13 protein-coding genes and 1 rRNA gene are annotated in these 21032 nt (G+C 44.9%); 11 read left to right on the forward strand and 3 right to left on the reverse strand.

Translation table 11 applies throughout. The annotated features are described in order from the left end of the window. Positions 1–41: 41 nt before the first annotated feature. Together BacF7301_RS01250 and BacF7301_RS01255 are read right to left on the reverse strand one after the other, a co-directional pair. A 16S ribosomal RNA gene (locus BacF7301_RS01250) occupies positions 42–1566 on the reverse strand. 1210 nt (positions 1567–2776) lie between these two features. Then, positions 2777–3115 carry a hypothetical protein gene (locus BacF7301_RS01255; protein WP_167959612.1) on the reverse strand — a complete coding sequence of 113 codons (339 nt, stop codon included), beginning with the start codon at positions 3113–3115 and terminating at the stop codon, positions 2777–2779. Between the two features lie 1138 nt (positions 3116–4253). Between BacF7301_RS01255 and tnpB the strand changes: the two genes are divergently transcribed. From tnpB to BacF7301_RS01295, 8 genes are all read left to right on the forward strand, one after another. Beyond that, on the forward strand, positions 4254–4763 hold the full coding sequence (gene tnpB, locus BacF7301_RS01260; protein ID WP_073347688.1) for an IS66 family insertion sequence element accessory protein TnpB: 510 nt from the start codon (positions 4254–4256) through the stop codon (positions 4761–4763). Between the two features lie 69 nt (positions 4764–4832). Further along, positions 4833–6446 (forward strand): IS66 family transposase, encoded by a 1614-nt coding sequence (gene tnpC / locus BacF7301_RS01265; RefSeq protein WP_167959613.1) that lies wholly within the window; start codon positions 4833–4835, stop codon positions 6444–6446. 1015 nt (positions 6447–7461) lie between these two features. Continuing rightward, positions 7462–8451 (forward strand): tyrosine-type recombinase/integrase, encoded by a 990-nt coding sequence (locus tag BacF7301_RS01270; protein ID WP_167959614.1) that lies wholly within the window; start codon positions 7462–7464, stop codon positions 8449–8451. A gap of 380 nt (positions 8452–8831) precedes the next feature. Beyond that, a complete protein-coding gene (locus tag BacF7301_RS01275; protein WP_167959615.1) occupies positions 8832–10037 on the forward strand; it encodes a DUF3575 domain-containing protein in 1206 nt (401 codons plus the stop codon). 19 nt (positions 10038–10056) lie between these two features. Next, complete coding sequence (locus tag BacF7301_RS01280) at positions 10057–11169, forward strand: DUF6562 domain-containing protein (RefSeq protein ID WP_245208306.1); 1113 nt, start codon at positions 10057–10059, stop codon at positions 11167–11169. Positions 11170–11212: 43 nt separating this feature from the next. After that, positions 11213–12289, forward strand: coding sequence for a DUF6562 domain-containing protein (locus BacF7301_RS01285; RefSeq protein WP_245208307.1), 1077 nt, complete (start codon positions 11213–11215; stop codon positions 12287–12289). A gap of 62 nt (positions 12290–12351) precedes the next feature. Further along, positions 12352–14421 carry a DUF6562 domain-containing protein gene (locus BacF7301_RS01290; RefSeq protein WP_167959617.1) on the forward strand — a complete coding sequence of 690 codons (2070 nt, stop codon included), beginning with the start codon at positions 12352–12354 and terminating at the stop codon, positions 14419–14421. 113 nt (positions 14422–14534) lie between these two features. Continuing rightward, positions 14535–15725: a clostripain-related cysteine peptidase gene (locus BacF7301_RS01295; protein ID WP_167959618.1), complete on the forward strand. Its 1191-nt coding sequence runs from the start codon at positions 14535–14537 to the stop codon at positions 15723–15725. 141 nt (positions 15726–15866) lie between these two features. On the opposite strand, the gene BacF7301_RS01300 is transcribed toward BacF7301_RS01295, so the two are convergent. Continuing rightward, positions 15867–17207, reverse strand: a complete 1341-nt coding sequence (locus tag BacF7301_RS01300) for a sigma-54-dependent transcriptional regulator (RefSeq protein ID WP_167959619.1) — start codon at positions 17205–17207, stop codon at positions 15867–15869. A 131-nt stretch (positions 17208–17338) separates the two neighbouring features. Between BacF7301_RS01300 and BacF7301_RS01305 the strand changes: the two genes are divergently transcribed. The 3 genes from BacF7301_RS01305 (at position 17339) to BacF7301_RS01315 (ending at position 21017) form a co-directional block, all read left to right on the forward strand. Beyond that, positions 17339–19771, forward strand: coding sequence for an FAD-dependent oxidoreductase (locus BacF7301_RS01305; RefSeq protein ID WP_167959620.1), 2433 nt, complete (start codon positions 17339–17341; stop codon positions 19769–19771). 34 nt (positions 19772–19805) lie between these two features. Beyond that, a complete protein-coding gene (locus tag BacF7301_RS01310) occupies positions 19806–20156 on the forward strand; it encodes a MarR family transcriptional regulator (RefSeq protein WP_167959621.1) in 351 nt (116 codons plus the stop codon). A 225-nt stretch (positions 20157–20381) separates the two neighbouring features. Beyond that, positions 20382–21017: a DUF4136 domain-containing protein gene (locus BacF7301_RS01315; RefSeq protein WP_167959622.1), complete on the forward strand. Its 636-nt coding sequence runs from the start codon at positions 20382–20384 to the stop codon at positions 21015–21017. Positions 21018–21032 lie beyond the last annotated feature (15 nt).

Here is a 21032-nt window from a genome sequence, read left to right on the forward strand (position 1 = left end):
AAAACAGAACCTGAAAGTCATTTGTAACGACATCGCTCCAGAAAGGAGGTGTTCCAGCCGCACCTTCCGGTACGGCTACCTTGTTACGACTTAGCCCCAATTACCAGTTTTACCCTAGGACGCTCCTTGCGGTTACGTACTTCAGGTACCCCCGGCTTTCATGGCTTGACGGGCGGTGTGTACAAGGCCCGGGAACGTATTCACCGCGCCATGGCTGATGCGCGATTACTAGCGAATCCAGCTTCACGAAGTCGGGTTGCAGACTTCGATCCGAACTGAGAGAGGTTTTTGGGATTAGCATCCTGTCGCCAGGTAGCTGCCTTCTGTACCCCCCATTGTAACACGTGTGTAGCCCCGGACGTAAGGGCCGTGCTGATTTGACGTCATCCCCACCTTCCTCACATCTTACGACGGCAGTCTCTCTAGAGTCCTCAGCATGACCTGTTAGTAACTAAAGATAAGGGTTGCGCTCGTTATGGCACTTAAGCCGACACCTCACGGCACGAGCTGACGACAACCATGCAGCACCTTCACACCTGCCTTGCGGCTATAATGTTTCCAATATATTCAGGTGCAATTTAAGCCCGGGTAAGGTTCCTCGCGTATCATCGAATTAAACCACATGTTCCTCCGCTTGTGCGGGCCCCCGTCAATTCCTTTGAGTTTCACCGTTGCCGGCGTACTCCCCAGGTGGAATACTTAATGCTTTCGCTTGGCCGCTTGCTGTATATCGCAAACAGCGAGTATTCATCGTTTACTGTGTGGACTACCAGGGTATCTAATCCTGTTTGATACCCACACTTTCGAGCCTCAGTGTCAGTTGCAGTCTAGTGAGCTGCCTTCGCAATCGGAGTTCTTCGTGATATCTAAGCATTTCACCGCTACACCACGAATTCCGCCCACCTCTACTGTACTCAAGACTGCCAGTTTCAACTGCAATTTTACGGTTGAGCCGCAAACTTTCACAACTGACTTAACAATCCACCTACGCTCCCTTTAAACCCAATAAATCCGGATAACGCTCGGATCCTCCGTATTACCGCGGCTGCTGGCACGGAGTTAGCCGATCCTTATTCATATGGTACATACAAAAAAGTATACATACTCAACTTTATTCCCATATAAAAGAAGTTTACGACCCATAGAGCCTTCATCCTTCACGCTACTTGGCTGGTTCAGGCTATCGCCCATTGACCAATATTCCTCACTGCTGCCTCCCGTAGGAGTTTGGACCGTGTCTCAGTTCCAATGTGGGGGACCTTCCTCTCAGAACCCCTATCCATCGAAGACTTGGTGAGCCGTTACCTCACCAACTATCTAATGGAACGCATCCCCATCTCATACCGAAATTCTTTAATAGTCTCATCATGCGGTGAAACTATACTATCGGGTATTAATCTTTCTTTCGAAAGGCTATCCCCGAGTATGAGGCAGGTTGGATACGTGTTACTCACCCGTGCGCCGGTCGCCATCTTTTCTATTGCTAGAAAAATGCTGCCCCTCGACTTGCATGTGTTAAGCCTGTAGCTAGCGTTCATCCTGAGCCAGGATCAAACTCTTCATTGTAAAAGTATTGTTAATCTGCCGTTAGGCAGGTTTTTGCTCTGTTCAGGATGCCGTACAAAATTTATTGACTCTTTTCAATTGCCTGTGTTTCATTTGTATTGCTACTTTTGAAACAAGTATTGACGGTTCTATTTTTTAACTTGTACTACTTGTATTGTTTATCAATATTTCAAAGAACTTGTTGCTTTCGTTTTAAAAGCGGGTGCAAAGGTAAGAGGTTTAATTTTAACTACCAAACTTTTTCGGAAGTTTTTTTTGTTTTTCTTTTTAACTCGTTTCTCAGGCTCTCTTGCGAAAGGGAAAGAATAATTATAAAAGAAAAGCTAAAACCGTTTTCTTTGCGAATCGGACTGCAAAGATAAGAACTTTAAGTTATATCTTCCAAACTTTATCGGAAGTTTTTTGTTCTTATTTTTAAGCTGTCTTTCGCTTTATCACTAAGTCATTTTATCAAGGCTTTCTTCTCTTGGAAAGCGGGTGCAAAAGTAGTCCGTTTTGGGATATACTCCAAATATATTCAACGCTTTTTTCTAATTATTTTTGCATGTTTATGCTAACTGGCTGATTGATAACGATGTTGTAGAACATATTTTTTAATATAAGGCGGAGTGTGCGCGGGAACGGACACGGAAGTACACCTTATTATATTCACACGTGCGCGTAATGCGCGCGAAGAGATAAAGACCGGGGAGAAAAAAAAGAACGGAAATTGCAGGAGAAAAAAGATGGCGGGAAGTAAAAGACTACTAGAAAACAGAAAAACAAAGAAAGATACCAGAGGAATTTATCATAAACAAAGAAAGATTATTGTAGACAAAGGAGAGTTATTATAGACAAAATAGACTAAGAAGGCTTATTATAATCAAAGGAGATTTATTGCAGACAAGAAAGGCTAGGATAAAAAACAAGAGGATACCCGTAAGGGAAAAGTTGGGTATCCTCTCTAGGAGACAAACCAAACAAACTACTTTCACAAGCTGTCTGCCGGTTCGCGACCTCCGTCATATACACTGGTAGGATTACGAAAACTGATTCATCATTATGTCATACGTACGACAAAATTATGAATCCGGGCGCATACGGATGATTTTATCCGATTTACGCAATTCAACTCAGAGTTATTCAAATTATTGGATTTATTGAATTTATTGTTTTTATTGAATTCATTCAAATCTAATCAAAGTATTCATCGCTCCAAAGATTGACTTCATTACTCCGCAGATTGACGCAAATTAACCAGCTCTGCCCATTTGTTTAGACTCAAGTCAATGCCACCTTTCTCCAAGGAATGGAGAGAGAAAAGCAAATATCTAATTATACGTTCAGGATTACTGCACATAACATAGGCCAGCTCACCAAGGGCATAACGCAGACGGGACATTTGGATATAGTCTATCTGGGTACAGTTTTCATCCATTGAGCACTCATACAGGTTTTCAAGGATTTCACACGCCTGGCTCTGTTCAGAACTGGTCAGTTCATGAATGGGTTTACTCATGATGGGATGCTGCATCAAGCGGATGATGTTTTCTTTAAAATCAATGTCCATCGCCTTTTTGTTTTGTTGCCGCATCAGTTCCCGATGGTGCGAGGGTTTATATATAAAAAAATGAACGTGGAAACTATCTACTCATGTCATATATAGGTATCGGCTAGGACCCCTCGCGAACATAAGTGATAGTCCCACGCTCAATTGGGTATATAACAAGGTTATATATACAAAAGATGCGCGAGACCCGTCACTTATTACAATTCGCGAATAAAAATTAGCCGATTTTCATATATGAATGTAACAAATAACCGTTCTCAATAAAACTATCAAAAACTTACTTTCTTCGCTAGAAAGTAAACTACGACAAAAGTAGCAATTTATATTTAGCAAGCAAACAATATTGACAAAGAAATGAGCATGAGACATAAAATTATTTTGGTTATACACAAACTACTTTCAAATACACCCAATTAACCTTTTCAGCTTAAAGGCAACGCATTTATAAGTTAAACTCAACCTTTATTCCAAGGGAGAAGCAAGATGAAGAGTTTTTTCATCCGCTTCTCTCTAAAAATATTTTTCTACACTATATTCTCACTCAGCTGTCGCATTTATAAATTGAACTTAGGGGTTCCTAGAAATGATTTCGCAAAATCATTTCTCATATTCTCATAATTACAGGATAATTACATATTAATCAATCAGATAACACTATGAGAAATAAAATCAAATACGGTATTTCTCATACTTTTTTCACCATTTTACCTTAAAAACAGGGCATTTCTCATACGTTTATCAAGCATTTCTCATAAGAAAAGTAACACTTCTGAAACGAAAGAATCATTAAACAGCAACATATTTCAAGGTAAACATGAAGTCATGTACCGCTTAATTACATAGTATCAAGCGGTACTTTACAACACACAAAGCAGACATCAAGAGGTCATCCCACTAATATCCGGACATCTTTCCTTAGGCATCTATATATCTTCCCTTAGTCATTGTCAAGGGCTCACTGATGTGAACAAATAAGCTAACAGTTGTAAATAAATACGTCTACAACTGTGAACATATAAGCTCACAGTTGTGAGCCCTTTCACATGATTAAGGGAAAAGTAAGTATTCGGCCTTGTGCGTGTTTGTTTCCCTTGTTTTCCTTCCTACCTTTGTGACTTCATAATTATCTTACTCCATTATGTGTTCAGTCTTAGTATTTTCTAATGAAAGTGAAAAGCTGCGTAGTCTCTTGTCTGAGTCTAATCATTTTGATTCTGTTCTTTTCATATTTGATGGTGGTCGTCGTTATAAAGTATCGGCTTCCAGTCTTGGTATCCATTCCCCTCAGGACCTACTTCTCCCTTTAGGTCTTGGTCTTTTCCGTAGCAGTCCTTTCTGGTCTTATTACCTTTATCCCCAAGGTTGTAATTTCCATAAAGGAATTGACGGTCTTTGTGGTGAGGTCATCCGGCACACGGGTTCTTACGTGTCAGAGCAGAGCTGCCATATTTTTCTTGACCGTTCCCGTAGCAGGTTGCATATCCTTTATCGGTGCGACGATGAATACCGTCTGGAATGCCGTCGTCTGAACCACGGTTCTTTCCTCTTGAAAAAGGACGAACGGAAGAGGGATTTTCTTCAAATTTCCTGGAATCGCCTGAATGAGCTGCTTACTGTTAAAAAGTATCGGAAAACAGTTGAAAAGTAATCTCCCGTCCTATAAGCCGTACAGCTTTATTTTGATAACTTTGCCACATAATAAAAAAGTGGATATACAGTGAAAGAACCAGTCATTACCCTTACTTTGGAAGAGTACGAAGAGTTGCGCAAGGAACGTGAACGTCTTGAAAAGGAGCATGCGGAACTTCAGAGAAAATACGAAGCCTCTTTGCAGGAGTATTCCCGCCAGGCCGGGGAAATCTCAGCCTGTACAGCCGTCATAGCTGACTTGAGATGGAAATTGGCTGACTTGACACGCCGTTTATGGGGTAAATCCAGTGAAAAACGTCATCTTCCCGAAGATGCCAGCCAATTGAGCATCTGTTTCGAATCCCCGTCCGATGTCAATGACCCGGTAGCGGAAGAACAGAAAATAGCTGAGAAATCTGTCAAATCGGAGAATGGTTACAACCGTTTCCGTAAGAGCTTCACCCAAAAGATTACTCCCCACGCCCGTAAGCCCATCGACCCGTCCCTTCCCCGTGAGGAAATCATCATTCCCATGCCGGAAGGTCTTTCCCTGGAGGGAGCGACAAAGCTGGGGGAGGAAGTGAGCGAACAATATGCCGTCAGCCCTGCGCGATTCTATGTGAGACGCATCATCCGCCCTAAATACCGACTTGCCGACGGTCGTATCATGACTGCTCCCATGCCCGTAATGGCACACCCTCACAGCAATGCGTCGGAAAGTATACTGTCCCACATTGCTACCGCCAAATATTACGATCATCTGCCTCTGCACAGACAGCTGGACATTTTTGAGCGTGAAGGCATCCATCTGAGTCCTTCCACCGTAAGTAACTGGATGATGGCCGCCGCACAGCGTCTGGAGCCGGTCTATAATGAGCTTCGTGAACTGGTCAAGGACAGTTATTACGTCATGGCCGATGAGACGCCCCATCCCGTACTTGAAAGCGACCGTCCCGGTGCCCTTCACCGCGGGTATATGTGGAACTTCTATCTGCCCCGGTTCCATACCCCCTTCTTTGAATATCACAAGGGACGTGGCAGCAGTGGAATAGACACACTGCTGGCAGGACAGGTCCGGGTGGTACAGAGTGACGGTTTTGCAGTATATGACGAGTTCGACACGCTACCCGGAAAGTTGCACCTGTGCTGCTGGGCACACGTCAGGCGCAAGTTTGTGGAAGCGGAAGGAAATGACCCTCCCAGAGCAAGGCATGCACTTGAACAAATAGGCAGACTGTATGCTGTGGAGGAGAAAATCAGCATAGAACATCTGGAAGGCGGGGCTGTAGTAAAGCTTCGCCGGGAAGAATCGTACCCTATTATCAAAGGACTGGAAAAATGGTGCAAGGAGGAATATGAACATACGGTTGAGAAATCGCCTATTGCCAAGGCCATATTCTATATGTACACACGATTTGAACAACTGTCCGGATATGTCAACGATGCACAATTCTGCATTGACAATAATCCGGTGGAGCGTTCTATAAGACCATTGACTTTGAACAGAAAAAACACTCTTTTCTCCGGTTCACATGAGGCGGCACATGCAGCGGCAATATTCTTTTCACTGATGGGATGTTGCAGGGAAAATAAGGTGAACCCAAAACTATGGATGCAGGACGTGTTGATCAGGGTACAGGAGAAAGAAAGAGAAGAGAAAAACGACTACTCCGATTTACTGCCATTTAATTGGAAAGGATAAACAAGATAATTTAGTAAAGTCAAAAGCCAGACGAAGTATGTCTGGCTTTTGACTTTATTATAGCTTGGAGAGAAATACGCAAAAGGCCGAATGCTTACAGGGAAAACAGAAGAATACTTAAGGATTGACATACAATATACAAGGGCTGACATACAATATACAAAGGCTGACACATAATATATAAGGAACCGACATATAATACATAAGGAGTTAACGTATGATATATAGGAGAAAAAGGATAAAAACAGCTACTTGAAACCGAGACAAACATAAAATTATAGGCTATACGAAGCAAATAAAGCACAAAAAGCAGTCGACATGGAAGATGTTGACTTATCACAAGAAAATACATATTATACTGATTATAAATATATTATATATTAAAAGTAAAAAATTCAGTATGAGAGTAAAAGTTACTATCAGGGAGATATAAAGTCCTGCTCCCATAGCTGAAACTACGATGGATAAAGGGGTTCAGACGATTTATGAGAGTATGAGGGTAAAACTCAAAAAAACTTTTTATGGGAAGAGCCTGCCAACAGAAGGGCACTAACATAACTTGATAAGGCATCGAACCCATACTTTATAAATACAACAGAGCAAAAGAAGTAATAATTCGATATTAAAACAAGACTTCCACTTTCCGCAAGAACGTAAAGCATCATGTTGCATAAGCCGAAACAAATCATTTCGAAACATAAGCCCGGACGATTCTCAGTACATTTAAAAGCCATAGTATGCCGAGAAACAAAAAGCCTACAAATCAGAATGATACAGATAGAAATACAAAAATCCAAATTGAAAACTCCGTTTTTCCAATCCATCCCTATCTTTGGGGAACGAAGGAAAAAAGGGCGTATGATAAAAGAACAAACAAGAATAACGGTTTGCATACAAGAAACAAAAATAACGGTTAAAACAATACTTTGAAATGCAAAGATTGCACAAACGAATAAACAAGAAGCATACGTCTGCAATTGTTCCTTCAGTTTTTAATTGAAAAAACAATGGAATTATGAATGATTTAAAAAGTTTTATGGAGACAGTCATACGAAGACTGGAAAACGAGGGGCGGTATGGGACAGCCCACGTTTATCAAAGTACCCTGAATGCTATATCGCAATATTGGTGTAGCAAACAGAAAGGCACAATGAAGTTGGATAAAGTTTTCACTCCGGTCCTTTTGCAGGGCTTCGAGAGGTATCTATTTGAGAACATGCTCAGCATGAATACCGTATCTACCTATATGCGTATGCTGCGCGCCACTTATCACAGAGCCACCAAAGAGAGACGGCTCAAATGGAAGCAGGGATTGTTTGACAGTGTATATACCGGTGTACGGGCAGACACGAAACGCGCGCTGACACCCGGACATATGGGAAACATACTTGTTGCCCGCCAGACACTCCCCTCGCTAAGGGAAGCACAGTCATGGTTCGTACTCCTTTTCTTATTAAGAGGAATGCCGTTTATCGACCTTGCCCGCCTGAGGAAATGCGACCTGCACGGGAACACCCTTACCTATAAGAGACAAAAGACCGGACGGGTAATCACCGTGAACGTGACTCCCGAAGCAATGCGGCTTATCAACCAGTTGGCCAACCGGAATCCCAGGTCACCCTATCTATTATCTATCTTACCGGACAATCCGAAGACGCAAAATACAAACGGCTTCGGAAGTAAGGAAGAATACAAACTGTATCAAGCTATACTAAGAGGATTCAACAGAAAGCTGAATGAGCTTTCAAGAAGAATGAATCTCGGAGAAAAGCTATCATCTTATACAGCCCGCCACACATGGGCAACAACTGCCTATCAAAAGAAATGTGCGACAGGAGTTATCTGCAACGCCTTGGGACACTCGTCCGTGAAAGTGACGGAAACGTATTTAAAAGCCTTCGAGCAAAAGGAAATAGATAAGACAAACAGGATGATAATATCTTACATTAAAAAAGAAGCCGAGAAAGGATGCAAAAATCAATATTCGACAGCTACACTGTTGTAATTCAATTATTTACATAGACTATTACTTTGTAGGTAACGGTACACGAAAGATTCGGCAAATATATGCATTGAATTTGAAATAAGAAAACAAAACTAACATTTTTTTTGCAGGTTTTTATAAAAAAGCAAAGATTTTGCTAAAATGAAAACTTTCCTAAACTAAACCAAGCAACTTTATCGCATAAATATTCCAGTCGTATCCGGGTGTTGGATACGAAAACTAAACGTACGCAACTGTGCTCACAGTGGCGCGACTCTCCTTTTGTATTTTTATCCATGCCAACCGCGCTCAGAGGACGCTTCCGACTGCCTGGGGCGGCACGTGCCGTTACCTACAAAGTAACGGCGCACACCACAGAGAAACAAAAATTTAAAACCAGTATGGAATATTTAAGACGAAAGCTATGCCTATTAGCCGGAAGTATTCTGATGACGTGCGCCGCATGGGGACAAATACTCCCCGCCGACTCGCTGACAAAGGATCCGGAAGCCTGGTACATCCATTTCAAAACAGGAAAAAGTAACCTTGATTTGGAATACAACGGCAACAGAGGTACTCTACAACGATGTATCGACAGAGTACAAGAGATTATAGACAAAAATGAGTACGTCATCGACCACATCCGCATCATCGGATATGCATCCCCCGAAGGTCCGCTGGCACTGAACATGAAGCTCAGTGCAGCCAGAGCAGATGTGTTGAAAGACTATCTGGTAGCCAAGACAGGACTCGCGCCCGGACTATTTGAAGTAGTGGCAGGTGGGGAGAACTGGAACGAGCTGCGTGTCATGGTCGAAAAGAGTGATATGAAGGAGAAAGCCCGCATACTGGATATTCTCAACAATACGCCCGAAGGAACGGATCCGGAAATCGCCCTCAAGAAATTGCCCGGCGGCGCTTACCGCTATATGCTGAACACTTTCTATCCGAAGCTGAGAAGCGCAAGCAGTGTACAGTTACTAAAAATTGTGCCTGTGGTTGCTCCGCCCGTGGTGAAGGAAGAGATAAAAGTGGTAGAGGTGGATACGGTGAAAAGAACCCCGCAGAAACCGGTAGTACAAGAACCGGAACCTTGCCGGTGCGACCCGCCGTTTATGGCTATCAAAACGAATCTCGCTTCGTGGGCTGCGCTTATCACCCCGAACATCGAACTGGAAGCATACCTGGGCAACCGCTACTCTATCGCCGTAGAAGGTGCATACCGCTGGCTGAAAGACAGCAAAGCGAAAGGAAACAGCTACAACGTGGCATCCGTATCACCGGAAGTGCGCATGTATATACGCGACGACCGTTCTTTCCAGGGTTCTTACTGGGGACTGTACGGACTCTACGGTGAATATGACGTGAAATTCGGAAGCACGGGACGCCAGGGAAACATCCGCGGAATGGGTGTCTCTTACGGATACATCTTCAAATTCAACCGTTTCGACTGCCTCTATTTCGACCTCGGCATCTCTGCCGGATACAACCGTCTCAAATATGACAAGTATTTCTGGTACGACCCATGCAACGCGTACAAGGAGCATAAAGGCAAGAACTATTGGGGACCAAGCAAAATCAAGGCTTCACTCGTCTGGAGATTTTAAATCATAGGAGGACCTGATTATGAGAATAGAAAAAGATACTGAAACTATGGATTTATATAACAAATATAACGTGTCTGAATGGGGAAACCGGAAAGAGACGATACGACGTAAAAGGTTAACAACAATGATTTCCGCATCTGCGGCGGCACTGTTGATACTTTCCCTGCTACTGCTGAGTTCGTGTGAGAAGAAAGACCTTTGTTACCTGGATGCGCATCCGCACGTCTGCCACACCCGACTGACGCTCAAATTCAACACGGCGTGGGATAACGAACCTATTTATTCGAACTACACACGCACCGCGAGCAATGTATCGGTGCGCTATGTACTGGAATTCTGGACAATGGGCGATGACGGCAGACTGGAAACGCAACTGGAACGCAAAATTGTGAACGGCGGCGCACTGAACGAAGGCAACAACAGCCAGACAGTGAACGTAGACCTTCCTGCCACAAAGATTGCCGTGTTGGCATGGGCTGAACCATTGGCAAGCGGACAAACCTCGAACCCTTACTTCGACGTGGCTTCACTCAGCAGCGTCAAGATGCTGGAACCGTTCGGAGCGGGAGCCACCAAAGACGCTTTCAGCGGAAGCGCCACTTGGGATTACAGCGGATACGGAGTGCCGCACTCTCACGCAAACGACCTCGACTTTACGGAAGAACTGGAACTGTTGCGCCCCTTCGGCACATATACGGTGATTTCCAACGATATGGAAGAGTATTTTGAAAAAGAGGGAGCCGACGCGCCTGTGCCGCATACTGCCAAAGTGAATTACCAGATGTGGATACCGCCGATGTTCGACACGTTCCGCCAAGTGGCAAGCGGCTCGCAATCCGGCGCGGCATTCGACCATCCCGTAAGCATACATACGGAAGGGAAAGAATACAAACTGGCGGAAGACCTCATCTTTATAGGTCCGGGCGACGGAACGGACAACTATTATAACATTATAGTAGAAACTCACGCGGCAGACGGAAGCAGCATACACAAGAGCGGCAACGCGGAGATACGTATGCAACGCAACAAGCATACATTGGTATATGGCGCGTTCCTGACCGTCCGCAAGCCCAGTTCACCGGGTATCGACGATGATTTCGACGAAATAATAGAAATAGTGATACCTGATTAATGAATAATTTTAAGGATAGAATAAGATGAAAAAATACAGGCTTATGAATCATCAGAAGTATTTCCGGACAGTATGTTTCGGGCTGTCGTTTCTCGCTGCGGCATGCAGCAACGAATCGCCCTTGAATATAGAGCCGTCCGAATCACCGGAAACCCGCATTTCGATACAGGCAACAGTCGACACAAAGGCTGCGAACGAACCGGAAATAGCGACGGACTACGGAATTGTCACCCGTGCCGGCGGCGACAAGCAAGTGCCCGCGGGTTATCGCCTGCGCTGCAAAATCGAGGTTTACTCAACAACTACGAACCTGCGCGTGGCGCAAGCCCGCCAATTGATAGATGACAACAGCGGACTGACCGGCGCCATCACTTTCCCCGACTTGCGCCTGGCTCCCAACGACACGTACAAGGCTATCTGCTGGGCGGACTATATCGCGGCAGGAACGGATACGGACTTGATTTACAATACATCGAACGGATTGAATGATATACGCCTCATCGAAGTGATCGGAGCAGCGCACGCAGAAGCAGCCGCCAACGGCACGAACATAGAGGATGCTTATGCCGGACAATCCGAACCGTTTACCATCGAAGCGAACGGGGACATCAAGGAGGGAGACGAAGACAAGCTGACTTCCATCAAGCTGAGACGTCCGTTCGTGAAAGTGTCTCTCCCGTGGGTGAAGCTGACTGACGCAAGCGGTAGCGCATGGACGGAAAGCCTGAAGAATATCCGGATTGTATATGAAACGGGGAATACACTATATACCCGATTCAGCGTATGGGCCGGAACGGCTTCGGGAGCAAGGACAAACTCCATGTCGCTTTATCCCAAAGAGGTTTCCGCCTTTAACAAGACGTTTGCGCTGCACGACTATCTATTGGTGCCCGTACCGATGCCGGACGTGATTCCTTTATCTTTCCATATCGAAGCGGAAACAGCGACAGAAGGCGAGACGGTCACATTCAAACGTTACGGAAGCAATGCGGCGGATTATTCTTCTATCTCAATCAATCTGCCTAACCCGAATTATATGCTGCTAATCAAAGGAGCGACAGGAGAACCGGAAGATGGTGCGACTATATACCCATTGACATTCAAAGAGTATATCCCATAAAGATTCTCTTTACTATTACAAACAGTGATACATTTTTATTATTAACCAATTTTTTTTAAAGCATGAAAAAAAGTTTATTCTGGTCGTTAATAGCTGCAACAGCTATGATGACGGCGTGCGGTGACGATGCATTTGTTGACAACCAGCAGGTTGTGACAGGTGAGCAGACTCCTGTAGCGTTCAAAATTAACATGGGGAATGCGATCAGTACTTATGCGGGTACGGATTTCTCAAAAGGTGGATGGTCTAACTGGAAAGACTCCGATACTGAAATGATTGACATGGTGAATGTACGTGCAACTTTGCAGATATTCGCCAATGGTGGAACCTCTCCATACACTCAGGTGAGAACTGTATTGACAGAAGCTCCCAGCGGCAACGATATTGATCTTCCTGAATTCCGCCTGGCGGCAGGAAACAGCTATACCGCTGTGGTATGGGTAGACTTCGTTCCGAAATCGGTGACTTCTTCAAGCACTGAGAACCGTAACGACTACTACTGGAAGACTGAAAACCTTGCCAGCGTGTCGGAACTGGAATTCACTGACGGATTGATGCCTATCGTTGAAACTCCTGAAGCGCGCGACGCTTACACCGGACTTATCAAGTTCACCGTGAACGCAGACGGTACTTACAATATTGCAGACGGAGCAGAAAATAACAGTATTTCAACTGCAATTCCTATCACAGCTACCCGTAAGTTCGCTAAAATCAGCTTGATTTTGACCGACTACGACAACAAGACTGAATGGGCTGACGCTTTGAACAACATTGGTGAAGAAAATATCCTCGAATACCTGGGTATGGAAGTGACTAACTTGTCGACCGGCTACAACGCTTTGACACAGGCTCCGGTATCGGCAACTCCGACTACCAAGAGTTATTTCCACCGTCCGTTCGACGTAGCTTCCGCTACCAGCACTTCTGACGACGTAAACGGCGTAAAATGGTACAAAGACGGCGATAAGTATTATCCTATCTTCGACCTGAACTACGTTATCCCTGCAACGGCCGGCAAAGACGCTACCTACTCTTTGAGCTTCAAAGGTTACAACGTAGAAAGCACTCCGGACTTTACTGCCGACGCTGCCGCATTGACTACAATCAATGACGAAGCAGACGGTTACAAACTGGTAGCTATCCGCAACGCAAGCAACGTTCCTGTAAGAACAAACGCGCACACTATCATCAAGATGAACCTGTACAAGGCATATAGCTGCACAGTTACTATCGTTGACGAGTTCACCGGCGGTACTGAAAATGTAGTTATCACTGACGACGACAAGAAGCAAAGCACTGACGAGCACTTCATCCCTGAAGGTGACCAAAACGGCGCATACGTCAAAGTGGTACGCGGTGATGACGGTAAAGCAATCTCAATCGACATTACAGGTATCAACAAAGATAACTTCGACCTCGTTATCCAAGACCTCGTTGACATGAAGAACCTGGCTTCTGCTGCTGACGCAACAAAACCTGTCATCAACATGAGCGGTACGGACGTGCCCAACCCGGCAGATTTCTCACCTCTTAAAGGTAATGTAACCAATGACATCAAACTGACATTGACGAAAGACGGAGAAGACGTTGTATTAGAAGGCCTGGCAAACAACATCACTTTAGATTTGCCCAGTATCCAGAAATTTGAAGTAACCAGCAGCGCTAATGTTACTATTGAGAAAGTGGTATCTAACGGCTGGCCGACAAAAATTACTGCTAAAAACGTAACATTCGCAGGTACAACTTACAATTCTGTTGACATTATTGTAGAAGAAACTGCTACATTCAACGGTGGTTCATACAACTCTGAAGTTGCAGTAATCGGCGCTACGGACGCAACAAGCCCGGCAGCATTGATTACCGGCGGTACATTCAACAACAACTTCAAATCGAGTGTAAACACTACAGTAAACGGCGGTTCATTGCCTTATGTAAATGCAAACGGACTGCCGAAGTACCAATTGATTATGAATAACGGCAAGACGCTGACAATCAACAAGACTGGCAGCGCATTCGGTCCTTTATTCGCAACATCAGGTGCTGATTGCAAACTGGTATATGCCAGCCAGGACATCAAGGATCTTTATTCCGGTATGGAAGGAAGCAACTGGAGCAGCATTATTCCTAATTAATTATTCCCACTTTTTTATCTCAACAACCATAGCCGGGTATTGTCCTATTATAGCCTTACCCGGCTATATATTCTTATCTTTTCAAATTCAAGCTACAAACAAACTCTTACTTTGTGAAATATTTACTTCACATATTGTTTATTATCCGTTACCGGTTATTTTTCTTTTGCTGTTGCTGCCTGCTGTTCAGTTCGTGCAACGACGAAGGGTATCTCTACCCTATCAATCCCCGGCAGGAAAAAGACACGCAACGGATTATTATCGCCTATCTTGCCGGAGACAACAGTTTATCTTCGGAAATAGAGCAAAAAATCACAGCGCTTACAGCCGGTTTTCTCTCTGCCGATTATTCGCAAAACCGTCTGTTTGTCTATTATGACCGCAGAAATGTATCACCCCAACTGCTGGAAATCAGTGCCGCCACTGAGAATCCACGACAGGTATTGAAAACTTATACGACGCAAAACTCCGCCTCAGCAGAAGTGATGGAGCAAGTGTTGAACGATATTTTGAAAAACTATTCCGCCCCAAGCTACGGGCTTATCCTGTTTTCGCATGGAACTGCATGGTTGCCGGCAGGCGGTTTGGAAGAGCCTTATGACTACCGACCCGGGACGCGTAGTGTCGGCACCGACGGAGAGGATGAGATGGAATTAGCGGATTTTGCTTCTGCCCTGCCCCTGCCCGGCAACAAGAAATGGGATTTTATCCTTTTCGAGGGTTGCTACATGGGAAGTGTGGAAGTGGCTTATGAACTGAAAGACAAGACGGAAGCTATCATCGCTTCGCCTACGGAGATTGTCAGTCCGGGAATGACGGAAGTGTATCCGTCCGCCTTACCTTTTCTCTTTCAGCCGACACCCGAACTGGAAAAATTTGCCCAAGCCTATTTCAATGCATGGGACGGCAAAACGGGAGATTACCGCTCAGCCACTATCAGCGTTGTCCGAACCGGACATTTGGAAGAACTGGCACTGCTTGCGCGTGCCGCTTTTCTACGTTGGGAGCCGGACGCCGGAACAATTTCCGCCTTGCAGTGTTTTAACCGCAACGAATGGCACTTGTTTTTCGACCTTAAAGAAGCATTGCTGACTGCCAATCCGGCATTAAAGACCTATGTGGACGGCTTATGGAAGAACATTGTTACTTATTCTGCCGCCACGCCGAGCTTCCTTCCGGGACTGGCATACGGCTTTACGATACATACACATAGCGGACTGAGTTGCTATGTGCCACAAAGAGATTTCTTGTATGTAAATCAAGGATACACGCAAACTACATGGTGTGGGACGGTATACCAATAGCTAATTCCCAAGAAAGAGTTCAGGGATTCCCACTTTAGCTATCAGGAAGCTGTCACCCCTAATACCACACTGTGTTTTATTTTTGTTTGTTTGTATGCTAATGCCCTGCGCTGTGAAGCGCGGGGCATTCATTTATTTTACCTATATCTTATATTCTTCTATCTTCCGATACAGTGTAGTAAGCCCTATTTTCAACAAGCGGGCTGCCTCTGTCTTATTCCCTTTTGTATATTCCAACACACGGGCAATATGCCGACGCTCCATCGCAGCCAATTCAAAGCTGCCCGCCGTATCGTCCGAACATTCATAGTGAGTGTTCTGAATCTCCAAAGGAAGGTCGCAGACGTCCAATCGTCCGCCTTCACAAACGATCAGGCTGCGTTCGATGACGTTTCTCAGTTCGCGGATATTTCCTTTCCAGGGTTGTTGCTCCAACGCTTGAAGAAAGGCGGGAGTCATTTCATTGATTGCGTACGAGAGCTTTTCAGAGAAACTTTTGGCGAAAGCGGTGGCAAGGATTTTAATATCTCCCGCACGTTCGCGCAGTGCAGGAAGATGTACCTGGAATACGGAAAGGCGGTAGAACAGGTCTTCACGGAATCGCCCTGCCTTGATTTCTTCCTGCAAGTTGCGATTGGTGGCGGCAATGATACGTACATTGACCCGTGTCGGTTTGGTGTCGCCTATCTTTATATATTCGCCCGTTTCGAGAATACGCAATAACTTGGCTTGCAGTTCGAAAGCCATCTCGCCGATTTCATCCAGAAAGATGGTGCCGTTGTTGGCTTCTTCAAAAAGTCCCTTCTTGTCTTTCAATGCGCCGGTGAACGAACCGGCTCTATGCCCGAACATTTCGCTTTCCAGCAATTCCTTACTGAAAGAGGAACAGTTGACTGCCACAAAATTCTGTTTGCTCCGTTTGCTATTATAATGTATGGCTTGCGCAAATACTTCTTTTCCCGTTCCGGTTTCTCCGGTCAGCAATACAGGTACATCTGTCACGGATACCTTTTGCGCCAGCAGGACTGCGTCTTTCAATGTTTTCGACTCTCCCAAAATAGAATCGAACGAATACATCTGCCCGACTTTCTTTTCCAGTTTCTCCAGACGGACGTTCATCTTCGCCTTTTCTACGGCACGGCTAATCAGGGGGATAATCTTATTGTTATCGTCTCCTTTCGTTATATAATCAAACGCACCGTTCTTGATAGCCTGCACGCCGTCGGGGATATTGCCATGGGCAGTGAGAAGAATCACTTCAACATTGGGAGCTGTCTTTTTAATGTTCAACACCAGGTCTACACCATTTCCGTCCGGAAGAAAAACATCGCACAAAGCCACGTCGGGCGACTGGGCTTCCAATTGTTTGATAGCAGTTTTACAGTCACCTGCCTGACATACTTCATACCCTTCGAGCCCCAACATACGAGCCAGAAGGCTGCGAATCTGGACTTCATCGTCAATAATAAGAATTTTACTCATACAATTTTGTCTATATTAAATAGAAGAATGAAAAACAGGGTGTGCAAATATAAGTTTTTTCAATGAATCCATGAACATTTTGCTTACGTAGTTCGTTATTTCCTTAGGAAACTATTTACACTAATAAATATATGAAAATAATCATCATCGGAGGCGTTGCAGGCGGAGCTACCACTGCTGCCCGAATCAGACGAGTAGACGAGTCAGCAGAAATCATCCTTTTGGAAAAAGGAAAGTATATATCGTATGCCAATTGCGGCTTACCTTATTATATAGGTGGAGTCATCGAAGAACGTGAAAAACTGTTCGTTCAGACTCCCGAAGCATTTTCTACACGCTTCCGCGTTGATGTCCGGACGGAGAATGAAGTGATTTTTATCGACCGGAAAAGAAAGACGGTCACAGTGCGGCAAAGCAGTGAAGATACGTATGAGGAAAGTTACGACAAGTTGTTAATATCAACCGGGGCTTCTCCTGTACGCCCGCCCCTGCCGGGAATAGACCTGAGCGGAATCTTCACGCTAAGAAACGTTGCGGATACGGACAAAATCAAAGCATATATCGACAGCCATGCTCCGCGGCAAGCGGTAGTGGTAGGAGCCGGATTTATCGGACTCGAAATGGCGGAGAACCTGCATGCACAGGGGGCGAAGGTGTCGATTGTGGAAATGGGCAATCAAGTGATGGCGCCTATTGACTTCTCAATGGCTTCACTGGTACATCAGCATTTGATGGATAAGGGAGTCAACCTGTATTTGGAGCAGGCAGTAGCTTCTTTCGAACGGGACGGAAAAGGATTGAAGGTCAACTTTAAGAATGGTCAGTCCATTGCTGCCGATATTGTTATTTTATCTATCGGTGTACGCCCGGAAACGAATCTGGCACGGGCTGCCGAACTGACTATCGGCCCTGCCGGCGGTATTGCCGTAAACGATTATTTGCAGACGTCCGATGAATCTATTTATGCTATCGGCGACGCGATTGAATATCGCCATCCGATTACAGGAAAGCCCTGGCTTAACTATCTTGCCGGGCCTGCCAATCGTCAGGGACGTATCGCTGCGGATAATATACTGGGATCGAAGATTCCTTATGAAGGCTCTATCGGTACTTCCATCGCCAAGGTTTTCGATATGACGGTAGCTTCTACCGGATTACCCGGAAAGCGGCTGCGGGTGGAAGGGATTGATTATATGTCGTCTACCATTCATCCGTCTTCCCATGCCGGATATTACCCGGATGCCATGCCGATGAGTATCAAAATTACTTTCGACAAACAGACGGGACGGCTATATGGCGGACAGATTGTGGGCTATGACGGAGTGGACAAGCGGATTGACGAGCTCGCGCTTGTCATCAAACATGAGGGAACAATCTATGACTTGATGAAAGTAGAGCAGGCTTACGCACCGCCGTTCTCTTCCGCCAAAGATCCGGTAGCCCTTGCGGGATATGTGGCAGAGGATATTATCACCGGTAAAACGAACCCTGTCTATTGGAGAGAACTGCGAGACATTGAGATGGAGAATAAATTCCTGCTGGATGTCCGTACTTCGGACGAATTTGCTTTAGGTACTTTGCCGGGAGCGGTGAATATTCCGTTGGATGAGCTGCGCGACCGACTGACGGAACTGCCGAAAGACCGGATGATTTATACGTTCTGTGCTGTCGGACTGCGGGGATATCTTGCTTACCGCATCTTGATACAACACGGATTTGAGAAGGTACGTAATCTTTCGGGCGGGCTCAAGACATATCGTGCTGCCACAGCTCCTATTATTATACACGAAGATAATGGAAGCGAAATAGAGACTTCTGCCGCTACCGTCACCGCCGCCAAAACCATCCGGGTAGATGCCTGCGGATTGCAATGTCCCGGCCCAATTCTGAAAATGAAGAAAACAATGGACGGATTGGCTTCGGGCGAACGGGTGGAGATTACGGCAACCGACCCGGGATTCCCGCGCGATGCCGCCGCATGGTGCAGTTCGACTGGTAATCAACTGATTTCTAAAGAAGCATCCGGTGGAAAATCTGTCGTTATTATTGAAAAAGGAGAACCAAAATCATGCAATATTGTTACTACTTGTGAGGGCAAAGGAAAAACTTTTATCATGTTCAGTGATGATTTAGATAAAGCTTTAGCTACCTTTGTACTCGCTAACGGCGCAGCAGCCACGGGACAGAAAGTTACAATCTTCTTTACCTTTTGGGGATTGAACGTTATCAAGAAGTTGCAAAAGCCGAAAGTAGAAAAAGATATTTTTGGAAAAATGTTTGGTATGATGCTGCCGTCAAGCTCTAAGAAGCTAAAACTTTCGAAGATGAGCATGGGCGGAATAGGTGGAAAAATGATGCGGTATATCATGAAGGAGAAGGGAATCGACTCACTTGAATCGCTGCGTCAACAAGCTCTGGAGAACGGAGTGGAATTTATTGCTTGCCAGATGTCGATGGACGTGATGGGAGTAAAACAAGAAGAACTCCTGGACGATGTGACCATCGGCGGTGTTGCAACGTATATGGAACGAGCGGATAATGCCAACGTTAATCTGTTTATTTAACGGAAGTAACTAATAAAATTTATTCAAATAAGATATGAAAACAATATGTGCAATGCGAGATGTATTCAGAGCCATGACAAGCTTTGAATCTGCATTTGAAAAAGTCTACCGGATATCACTGAACGAGGCCATGATATTGTGTACTCTCAAATGCTCTACGGAGAGAATGACGGCTACTAACCTGTCAAAACAAACGGACTTGAGCCCGTCACATACATCGAAGATGCTTCGGATACTGGAAGAAAAAGAACTGATTGTCCGGACACTCGGAAACGAAGACCGCCGGCAAATGTATTTTCACCTGTCCCCGGCAGGCAAACAACGGGTGAATGAACTGGAACTTGATAAAGTGGAGATACCGGAATTATTAAAACCTCTGTTTTAACAAGAGATTTTCAAACAAATTTCAGTAAACAATAAAAAGATGAGCAATCCGCCTAACCATCGGCAGATTGCTCATCTTTTTTGATGGCGGGAGCGAAAAGAAAGATGTTAATTTTCCGGCAAAACTATTTTTCAAGCGAACCTTTTTATTTTTTTCTTGTTGTTTCTTGCAAAAGCCCCAAGGTACCAGGGCATGATTTTTATATAACCTAAACATTATAAAGATATGAAGAAATTAATTCCTATTTTATTGGCGGTCTTTGCACTCGCTTCTTGCGAAAAAGACCCGGACATGGGTAAGCTGGATGACAACTATCTGGTGTACACTAACCACGACGAGAAAGCTGACTTCAAAGTTCCTACATTCTTTCTGGCACCTCAAATCCTGGTGATCAGTGATAGTAAAGAACCGGAATATCTCGAAGGAGAAGGCGCTGAACAAATTCTGGCTGCTTACACGGAAAACATGGAAGCCAGAGGGTATGCAGTCGCTGATACGAAAGAAGATGCTGACCTTGGTATCCAAGTAAGCTACATCGCAAGTACTTATTATTTCACCAGCTACGCTCAACCTGAATGGTGGTGGGGTTATCCCGGTTACTGGGGTCCGAACTACTGGGGCGGAAACTGGGGTGGCGGATGGTACTACCCGTATGCTGTGACTTACAGTTATAGTACCAACTCATTCCTGACAGAAATGGTGAACTTGAATGCCGACCAAGGTGAAAGCAAAAAACTGCCTGTTGTATGGACAAGCTACCTGACCGGATTTGACACTGGATCCAAAGCTATCAACCGCACTCTTGCTGTGGAAGCTGTCAACCAGTCATTCGTTCAGTCACCTTATCTTACTAACAAATAATCAACTACAACTGTT

Origin of the sequence: Bacteroides faecium, from assembly GCF_012113595.1 — a bacterium.
Classification (GTDB): Bacteria; Bacteroidota; Bacteroidia; order Bacteroidales; family Bacteroidaceae; genus Bacteroides; species Bacteroides faecium.

Coding starts and splice junctions, on each gene's coding strand:
- BacF7301_RS01255 (WP_167959612.1), bottom strand. CDS start 3,115: ATGGACATTGATTTTAAAGAAAACATCATCCGCTTGATGCAGCATCCC.
- tnpB (WP_073347688.1), top strand. CDS start 4,254: ATGTGTTCAGTCTTAGTATTTTCTAATGAAAGTGAAAAGCTGCGTAGT.
- BacF7301_RS01270 (WP_167959614.1), top strand. CDS start 7,462: ATGAATGATTTAAAAAGTTTTATGGAGACAGTCATACGAAGACTGGAA.
- BacF7301_RS01275 (WP_167959615.1), top strand. CDS start 8,832: ATGGAATATTTAAGACGAAAGCTATGCCTATTAGCCGGAAGTATTCTG.
- BacF7301_RS01280 (WP_245208306.1), top strand. CDS start 10,057: ATGAGAATAGAAAAAGATACTGAAACTATGGATTTATATAACAAATAT.
- BacF7301_RS01285 (WP_245208307.1), top strand. CDS start 11,213: ATGAATCATCAGAAGTATTTCCGGACAGTATGTTTCGGGCTGTCGTTT.
- BacF7301_RS01290 (WP_167959617.1), top strand. CDS start 12,352: ATGAAAAAAAGTTTATTCTGGTCGTTAATAGCTGCAACAGCTATGATG.
- BacF7301_RS01300 (WP_167959619.1), bottom strand. CDS start 17,207: ATGAGTAAAATTCTTATTATTGACGATGAAGTCCAGATTCGCAGCCTT.
- BacF7301_RS01305 (WP_167959620.1), top strand. CDS start 17,339: ATGAAAATAATCATCATCGGAGGCGTTGCAGGCGGAGCTACCACTGCT.
- BacF7301_RS01310 (WP_167959621.1), top strand. CDS start 19,806: ATGAAAACAATATGTGCAATGCGAGATGTATTCAGAGCCATGACAAGC.
- BacF7301_RS01315 (WP_167959622.1), top strand. CDS start 20,382: ATGAAGAAATTAATTCCTATTTTATTGGCGGTCTTTGCACTCGCTTCT.